5 protein-coding genes are annotated in these 8,195 nt (G+C 70.6%); all 5 read left to right on the forward strand.

Annotated elements, in window-relative coordinates; all coding sequences use genetic code 11:
* Positions 1–155 precede the first annotated feature (155 nt).
* Positions 156–746: a hypothetical protein gene (locus ACFCX4_RS32190; protein WP_376150287.1), complete on the forward strand. Its 591-nt coding sequence runs from the start codon at positions 156–158 to the stop codon at positions 744–746.
* A 252-nt stretch (positions 747–998) separates the two neighbouring features.
* Positions 999–3,764 carry a hypothetical protein gene (locus ACFCX4_RS32195; protein ID WP_376150289.1) on the forward strand — a complete coding sequence of 922 codons (2,766 nt, stop codon included), beginning with the start codon at positions 999–1,001 and terminating at the stop codon, positions 3,762–3,764.
* Positions 3,765–3,875: 111 nt separating this feature from the next.
* Positions 3,876–4,895 carry a phosphate ABC transporter permease subunit PstC gene (gene pstC, locus ACFCX4_RS32200; protein WP_376150291.1) on the forward strand — a complete coding sequence of 340 codons (1,020 nt, stop codon included), beginning with the start codon at positions 3,876–3,878 and terminating at the stop codon, positions 4,893–4,895.
* A gap of 58 nt (positions 4,896–4,953) precedes the next feature.
* Positions 4,954–6,174, forward strand: coding sequence for a phosphate ABC transporter permease PstA (gene pstA, locus ACFCX4_RS32205; RefSeq protein ID WP_376150293.1), 1,221 nt, complete (start codon positions 4,954–4,956; stop codon positions 6,172–6,174).
* A 65-nt stretch (positions 6,175–6,239) separates the two neighbouring features.
* Entirely contained in the window at positions 6,240–8,135 is a 1,896-nt protein-coding gene (locus ACFCX4_RS32210) for a substrate-binding domain-containing protein (RefSeq protein WP_376150295.1), read from the forward strand.
* Positions 8,136–8,195 lie beyond the last annotated feature (60 nt).

An 8,195-nucleotide genomic window follows, 5' to 3' on the forward strand; every position in this document is an offset into this window, starting at 1 on the left:
GGGCTCCCGCCCCTGGCCGCCGGCCACGCCGGTCCGCCTGCCAGGGCCCGCGGACCGGCGGCGTCACCGCAGTACCGCATGAAGGCACCACCGCACAGTACGAACTCACGGCCCCCTGGCCGGACCGTTCCATCTTGCACACCTAGGAGAGCAGCATGTCCCGCACCAGCGCCCGTCTCGCCGCCGTCGCCACCGCTGTTGTGCTCGCCACCACCGGTGCGGCCGCCTCGGCCACCGCCGAGGCCGCCACCCCGGCCACCGGCAGCGCCGTGGTGAACGAGAGCAACACCTTCCTCGTCAACTCCCTCTCGGCGGGCGTCATGGTCTTCGCCCTCCCGACGGCCACCGGCTCCTACGACAGCACGACCGGCCTGTCCGCGTCGTTCCCGGTGACCGGCGGTTCTGCCAACCTCCCGGCGTACTACGGTGACGTCCGGCTGGGCGGCGGGCTGCTCTTCATCAACCTGCGCACCGGCAAGTCCGCCGTCTTCAAGGACCTGGCCTTCAACGTCACCACCTGGCAGATCACCGGCGTTCCGCAGGGCGCCACCGCCCCGGTCGCGCTGCTCGACCCGGCCGGTGACACCTCGGTCTCCGGCAACGCCGCCGGCGGCTCGCTGCAGGCCTCCGACCTCCAGGTGGACGAGGAGGGTGCGAAGTACCTCGACACCAAGCTGAACACCACCTTCTTCACCCCGGGCCAGTCGGTGGGTTCGCTCTCCTTCACCTTCAAGGCCGGCAGCTGACCAGCACCAGATGACGGCGGCGGGGTCCGGATGTCCGGGCCCCGCTGTTCCGCGCTCCGGGAAACAACGGGTGACGGGCGATCAACAAGGGTTGTTCGCAGGCGTGTTGTGGCCTCGTACACCCTGGCGATCCACGGTGTCCATGTACGGCTGGCCGAATGGTGACGGACCATCGGCGGCATCTGGCCACTTGCGTCGGGGTCCTGCCGGTTCCCCGTCTACGCGCGCAGCGCGTCCCTGGAGGTGCACGTCATGAGAGTCCGTCCACCGGGTTCGAGAGCCCTGGGGAGGTGGGGCAGGGGGCTGCTGGTGCTGGGGACGGCCTGGGCCGTTGTAGGGGTCTCGGCGATCCTCCCGCTGGGGGCGGGAACGGTGCTGCAGGCGTCGGCCGCGACTCCGACGACCGTCGAGGGGCCGGCCGTCTGGGATCCGGTCACCGGGACGCACGGCGCGAAGGGCAGGATCACCGTCTCCTCGACGACCAACCTCACCAACGAGGTCGTCCGCGTCTCCTGGGAGGGCTTCACTCCCACCGTCGATCCGTTCGGCAATCCGGTGAAGTTCGTGAAGCTGAACAGCTCCACGGGGCAGGAGCTGTACCCCGTACGGATCTACCAGTGCCGGGGAACCGACCCGACCGTGCACGACTGCTACGGCAGCACCAAGTTCAACCAGGACCCCTCGAAGGGCTTTCTGCAGCCGGTCCCTCCGCCCGGCACCATCACGCCGGACTTCCCCTTCAACGGAGCGGTCCGGGTCACCGGCCCGGACGGCCGTGGTGAGGCGGACATCGAGGTCTGGACCGCGGAGGAGAGCCCGAGCCTCAAGTGCGACGCGAAGAATCCGTGTTCGCTGGTGGTGGAGGCCAACTACGGCGGCAACTCCCTCGGCTTCACCGAGGACGGGATTCCCAAGATCGACTGCAGTGACCACACGCTCGACAACCCGGCGGTCAGCGGCTTCTTCGCCATGGCGTCGGAGGCGGTCTTCTCCATGAACGCCGCGGAGAACGACACCTGGTACCCGGGCGAGCGCTGTGCCTGGGACAACCGGACGGTCATCCCGCTCAGCTTCGCGCCCACCACGGGTGACTGCCAGGCCTCCACCATCGACCTGCGGGTCGGCGGCCTGGCGATGGCCAACCGGGCGATGCAGCGATGGCGCGCAGGACTGTGCCAGGGGACGAAGCCGCTCGGGGTCGACTACGTGGCCAACACCGGTGAGCCGCAGGCCCGGGCCAACTTCCGGGACAAGAAGGGGCCGGACATCGCCCTGACCGCGCTGCCGGAGGGCGAGCCGGCCAACCGGCCGTACGTCTACGCTCCGCTCGCGACCTCGGCGATCTCGGTGGCCTACCGGGTGGACGATTTCGTGAACTCCGGCCAGATCACCACGCTCAACCTCACGCCACGGCTGCTGGCGAAGATGCTGACCCAGTCCTACACGCTGTCCAAGGGCGTCAAGATCGAGTCCGTCGACGGCAATCCGGTCTGCATCTTCGAGGACAAGGACTTCCTCGACATCAACCAGCTCGACGCCGCGAACGGCCAGCGCTGGCCCAAGTGCACCGAGCAGTCCTGGGTGGCCGACTCGGCGCCCATCGTGCTCGGCGGCACCACCGATCTGATCTACCAGCTGACCTCGTGGATCGCCGGTGACCCGGAGGCCGCGGCGTTCCTGCGCGGTGAGCCGGACCCGAACAACATGCACGTCAACACCTTCTACCGGCAGCCTGCGTTCCCCGGCTACCCGGTGGACGCGATCCGGATCCAGGACTACTCGGGTCCGAACAAGTTGAAGTCGTTCGAGATCAATCCGCTCAACAGCGGGCTCGGTCAGGTGGCGCGCAACCTCCTGATGAACAAGCCCACCTGTCAGCTCCCGGACCCGGACGCCGAGGGCAAGCACCCTGCGTGCCCGCCGGTCGACCCGGGCCGCCGCGGACTGTTCGCGATCATGGACAGCGGGCAGGCCAAGGCCTACGGCATGTCCGAGGCCACGCTGCGCAACCCGGCGGGCCAGTTTGTGAAGCCGACCCTGGACACCCTCCAGGCGGCCGTCGCGACCATGCCGGTCGACCCGGCCACCGGTACCCAGAAGCTGCCCTACGGCGTTGCAGACACCGAGTTCTCGAAGTCGGCGCAGGCGTACCCGCTCGCGGTCGTGCAGTACGCCATGGCGCCGACGGCCGGTCTCTCCACCGAGACGGCGAACGCCGCGACCGAGTTCCTGCGGCGGGTCACCGACCCGGCGGAGGGGCAGCGTTACGGCAACGAGCCGGGACGGCTGGCGGACGGCTTCCTCGCGTTGACCGAATCCCAGCAGGAGCAGGCGCGGTCCGCCGTGGCGCACGTTGCGGCGCAGGACGGTACCTACCCCGGCAACCAGACCGGTCCCAAGCAGCCGGAGCCCGAGCCCGAGCCCGAGCCGGAGCCCGAGAACGGCAACGGCGGGACCGGTGGTGAGAACGGCACGACCGGCGGGACCGGTGGTGAGAACGGCACGACCGGTGGCACCACCGGCGGTTCGTCGGGTTCATCGGGTTCGTTGGGTTCCTCCGGCGGTACGGACGGGTCGTCGGGAGGCTCGTCGGGTTCCTCCGGCGGCACGGGTTCCACCGGTTCCACGAGGTCGACCGGAAGCAAGGGCACGACCGGCGCGACGGGCTCCGGCTCGTCGGGATCGGTCGGTTCGACCGATCCGACCGACACCGCAGCGGCCGGTGGGACCGTTCCGGCCGCCGGTGCGCCGACGGCCCCGGTCGTCCCCGCCAAGGCCGGGACGACCCCGGGTGCGACCACCGGCCCGATCGCCGCTGCTCCGATCGCTGCCGGTACTCCGGCCGCTGACCGCTCCGGTGGTGCGCGGCTGCTGCTGCCGATCGCTCTGATCGCCGGCGGGATCCTGTTGGTGGGTGGCCCGCTGGCGCTCGTCCTGGCCGGCACGCCGGCCGGTGCGCGGATCGCCGCCGGGGCTTCCGGCGCCTGGGCGCGCTTGCGGCCGGGCCGCCGCGCCTGACGGCGCACCTTCCGACTCGGCGGGGCCGCTGTCCAGGCCCCGCCGAGTCCCTTCCCCGTCCCCGCCAGTTCCCTGCACCTGTCCCGTACCGAGCGCGCCGGAGAGCAGACCATGACAGCCGCCGCCGAGCCCGCGACACCGTTCGCCGAGACTCCAGGCCAGCCGGACCCCGATGTCCCCCGCACCATCACCGCCCCGTCCACACCCGGTGACCGGCTGTTCCGCGGTTTCCTGCGAGCGGCCGGGCTCTCAGTCTTCGCGATCATGGGCCTGATCGCCTTCTTCCTCATCCTGCGCGGCGCCGACGCGCTGCGGGCAGTGGGCTTCTCCTTCTTCACCGAGGAGAAGTGGCTGACCCAGGCGCACAACTTCGGTATCGCCTCGGTGCTGCCCAACGGCCTGCTGATCGCCGTGATCGCGCTGGTGATCGCGGTGCCGGTGGCCCTGGCCACGGCGATCTTCATCTCCGAGTACGCGCCGGTCCGGCTGCGGGCGACGCTGATCTCGCTGATCGACCTGATGGCGGCGATCCCCAGCATCGTCTACGGCCTCTGGGGCTTGTTCTTCCTCCAGCCGCGGATCATCGGCTTCGTCCGCTGGCTGTCCAACCACTTCGGCGACGTGATCCCGTTCCTCAAGGTCCGTACCGGTGACATCAGCACCTCGTACACCTCGTCGACGTTCATCGCCGGCGTGGTCGTCTCGCTGATGATCATCCCGATCGTCACCTCGCTCAGCCGTGAGGTGTTCTCCCAGGCACCGCAGGGCGAGCGGGAGGGTGCCTACGCGCTCGGCTCGACCCGCTGGGGGATGGTGCGCACGGTGGTTCTGCCGTTCGGCCGCGGCGGCGTGATCGGCTCCGTGATGCTCGGCTTCGGCCGCGCGATGGGCGAGACGATCGCCGTCGCGCTGATCATCTCGCCCAACTTCGAGCAAATCACCCACGTCCTGGAGAACGGCGCCAACTCGATCTCCGCACTGATCGCCCTGCGCTTCGGCGAATCGGACCCGCTCTCGCTCTCGGCACTGATGGCGGCCGGCCTGGTGCTGTTCGCGCTCACGCTGCTGGTCAACGTCGCGGCCGGCTTCGTGATCAACCGGTCCCGGTCCGGCGCGACCACGGCGGACTGACCGTGGACCGTTCGCACCGCTCCCGCCCGCTGCCGCCCCGTCCTGGAGGGACGACCCGATGACCACCCTCGACCTGCCGGCCGGCGCCGCACCCGCACCCGTCCCGGCGCCGGCCCTGCCGAAGGCCCCGCCGCCCGAGCGCAAGCTCCGGATCGGTGGGGTGACCCGCGAGGACGTCCTGACCATCCTCGGCGCCCTGACCGGCTCGCTCGCGCTGGACTGGATCCTGTACGAGCGGGTCATGCCGTTCAGCGGCGCGTTCGGCTTCCTCGTCTGCTGGTACGTGCTGTTCCTCACCGGGTACGCGATGCTCGGCCGGCTCCAGTGGGGACCGCTGCTGGTGCGCGAGCGGCTGGTGGCGGTGGTCGCCTGGAGCGCCGGCCTGCTGGTGCTCGCGCTGATCGCCGACCAGATCGGCTACATCGCGATGCGCGGCTACGAGGCGGCGCAGCACCTCAACTTCTTCACCGAGTCGATGGAGACCACCTCCGCGCTCTCGCCGATCACCTCGGGCGGTGCGCTCAACGCCGTCGTCGGCTCGCTCGAACAGCTGGGTCTGGCCACGCTGTTCGCCGTTCCGCTGGGCATCTCGGCGGCGGTCTTCATGTCCGAGGTCGGTGGCCGGATGGCCCGCCCGGTGCGGACACTGGTCGAGGCGATGACGGCGCTCCCCTCCATCGTCGCCGGTCTGTTCGTGCTGGGCGTCGTGATCATCACCCTGGGCTTTGAGAAGAGCGGCTTCGCCGCCTCGCTGGCGCTGACCGTGATGATGATGCCGATCGTCACCCGGGCCGCCGAGGTGGTCATCCGACTGGTGCCCGGCACCCTGCGGGAGGCCTCCTACGCGCTCGGCGGGAGCCAGTGGCGGACCGTCTGGAACGTCGTCCTGCCGACCGCCCGTCCGGGCCTGGTCACCGCGGTGGTGCTCGGCATGGCCCGCGGCGTCGGCGAGACCTCGCCGGTGCTGCTGACCGCGGGGTTCACCACCCAGTTCAACGGCAACCCGTTCAGCGACCGGCAGGTCTCGCTTCCGCTCTACATCTGGAACTACGTCAAGACCCCGTACCCGGACATGGTCGCGCGCGCCTTCGCGGCCGGTCTGACCCTGATGACCGTGGTGCTGATCCTGTTCGTCACTGCCCGCGTTCTGGGCGGTCGCCGACCGGGTCAGCTGACCCGCCGGCAGCGCCACCGGATCGACCGCGCGGCCCGGGCGGCCGAGGCGGCCGCGCTGGACGCGCACCGGACGGCCGGGCCCGCCGCGGCGGGAGTGCACTGATGTCCGTAACAACCACCCTCCGTACCAGAGGAGTTCCCATGTCGTGGGAGGCCGTTCGCCGACCCGTGGCACGTACCGCTGCCATGCTGGTCGCCCTGTGTCTGACCGCAGCCGCGCTGTTGCTGGGGCAGAGCGTCCCGGCCTTCGCGGCATCCACCTCGTTGAACGCGGACGGGTCGAGCTGGGCCGGTCCGGCCATCGACCAGTGGCGCAACGACGTCAACCCGCTGGGCATCAAGATCAACTTCAGTGCGACGGGCTCCGCGGCCGGCCGGGCCCAGTGGGCCCTCGGGCAGAACGACTTCACCGCCTCCGACGTGCCGTTCCGCACTCAGATCGACACGGGGGTCGGCTCCGGCGGTCACCAGGGGGGCTCGGGCAACGTCGAGAACCCGGTGTACGGGTACTCCTACGTCCCGATCACCGCGGGCGGCACCGCGTTCATGTACAACCTCACCGTTGCCGGCAAGCAGGTCCGTGACCTGCGACTCTCGCCGAAGACCATCGTCGAGATCTTCACCGGCAAGATCACCAACTGGAACGACCCGAAGATCACCGCGGACTACGGCAAGGCACTGCCGTCGCTGCTGATCACCCCGATCATCCGCTCGGACGGCTCGGGCGCCACCGCCCAGTTCACCCGCTGGATGCAGCACACCTTCAAGGACGAGTGGGAGGCCTACTGCCGCAGTGTCAACAACGTGACCTGTGGTGACTACACGGAGTTCTTCCCGAAGTCCGGCCGGATGTCCGCGCTGAACGGCTCCGACGTCGTCGCGAACTACATCATGGGCTCGGCCGGCGCGGGCACCATCGGCTACGACGAGTACGCCTTCGCCAAGTCCAGCAACTGGCCGGTCGTCAAGGTGCTCAACCCCGCCGGCTACTTCACGCTTCCCACCGCGTCCAATGTGGCCGTCGCCCTCACCGCCGCCAAGATCCGCGGCGTGGACGACGACACCTCGCCGAATGACCCGAACTACCTCCAGCAGAACCTCAACGGCGTCTACACCAACGCCGACCCCCGGTCCTACCCGGTCTCCAGCTACAGCTACCTGATCGTTCCGCGCAAGGACGCGGCACTGCCCGTCCCGCCGCGCTTCAACGACGACAAGGGCAGCGCACTCAGCCGCTTCATCTCCTACGTGCTCTGCGCCGGTCAGGGCAAGGCCGACGACCTCGGCTACTCCCCGATCCCGCGCAACCTGGTCCGCGGCGGGATCCTGCAGTCCACCCACATTCCCGGAAACGCCAGCCCGGTCGACCCCAACACGCTCGCCAACTGCCCCAACCCGACCTTCACGGGTGAGGTGCTGACCGTCCTCCAGAACGCCCCGCAGCCCAGCGAGTGCGACAAGAAGGGTGCCCCACTGGACTGCAAGCCGGGTGCGACCGGTGGTGGTTCCGGCGGTTCCGGCGGAGCTTCGTCGGGCGGTTCCGGCGGTTCTGCCTCCGGCGGCGCGTCCTCCGGCGGTGCGGGTGCCTCCGGCGGTACCGGTGCCACCGGCGGTACGGGTGCGGGCAGCACCGGATCGACGGGCAAGGCGGGCACCGGCAAGGCCACGACCACCAAGACCCCCGGCGCCACCGGCGCCGGTACGACCGGCGCGGGCGCGACCGGCGGCGGTGCCGCGGGCGGTGCCGGGACCGGCACCGGTACCGGTGCGGCGGGTGACCCGAACGCCCCGGCGGCCGGCGCCGGCGACCCGAACGCGGTGGCCGCCGAGGGCGACGGGCAGGCGGCCGAGGAGGTCGTGGACCCGCAGACCGGCCAGGTGGTCGCGCGCGGCCGCGGGGGCGGCGCCACCGAGGTGGCCGCGGACGTGGTCGAGGTCGCGGGTCGTCCGGAGGACTGGACGCTCAGCACCCTCACCGCGCTCGAACTGCTCGCCGTCGTCATCGTCCCGCCGCTGCTCGGGCGCCGTCTGCTGCGCCGCCGTTCGCAGGGCGGCCGGTCATGACGGCCCCCGCCCTGGAGAAGCCCGCCGGGCCGGCGCCGAGCGCGCCGGCCCCTCGCCGGC

It is taken from the genome of Kitasatospora sp. NPDC056327 (assembly GCF_042261735.1).
Taxonomy (GTDB): domain Bacteria; phylum Actinomycetota; class Actinomycetes; order Streptomycetales; family Streptomycetaceae; genus Kitasatospora.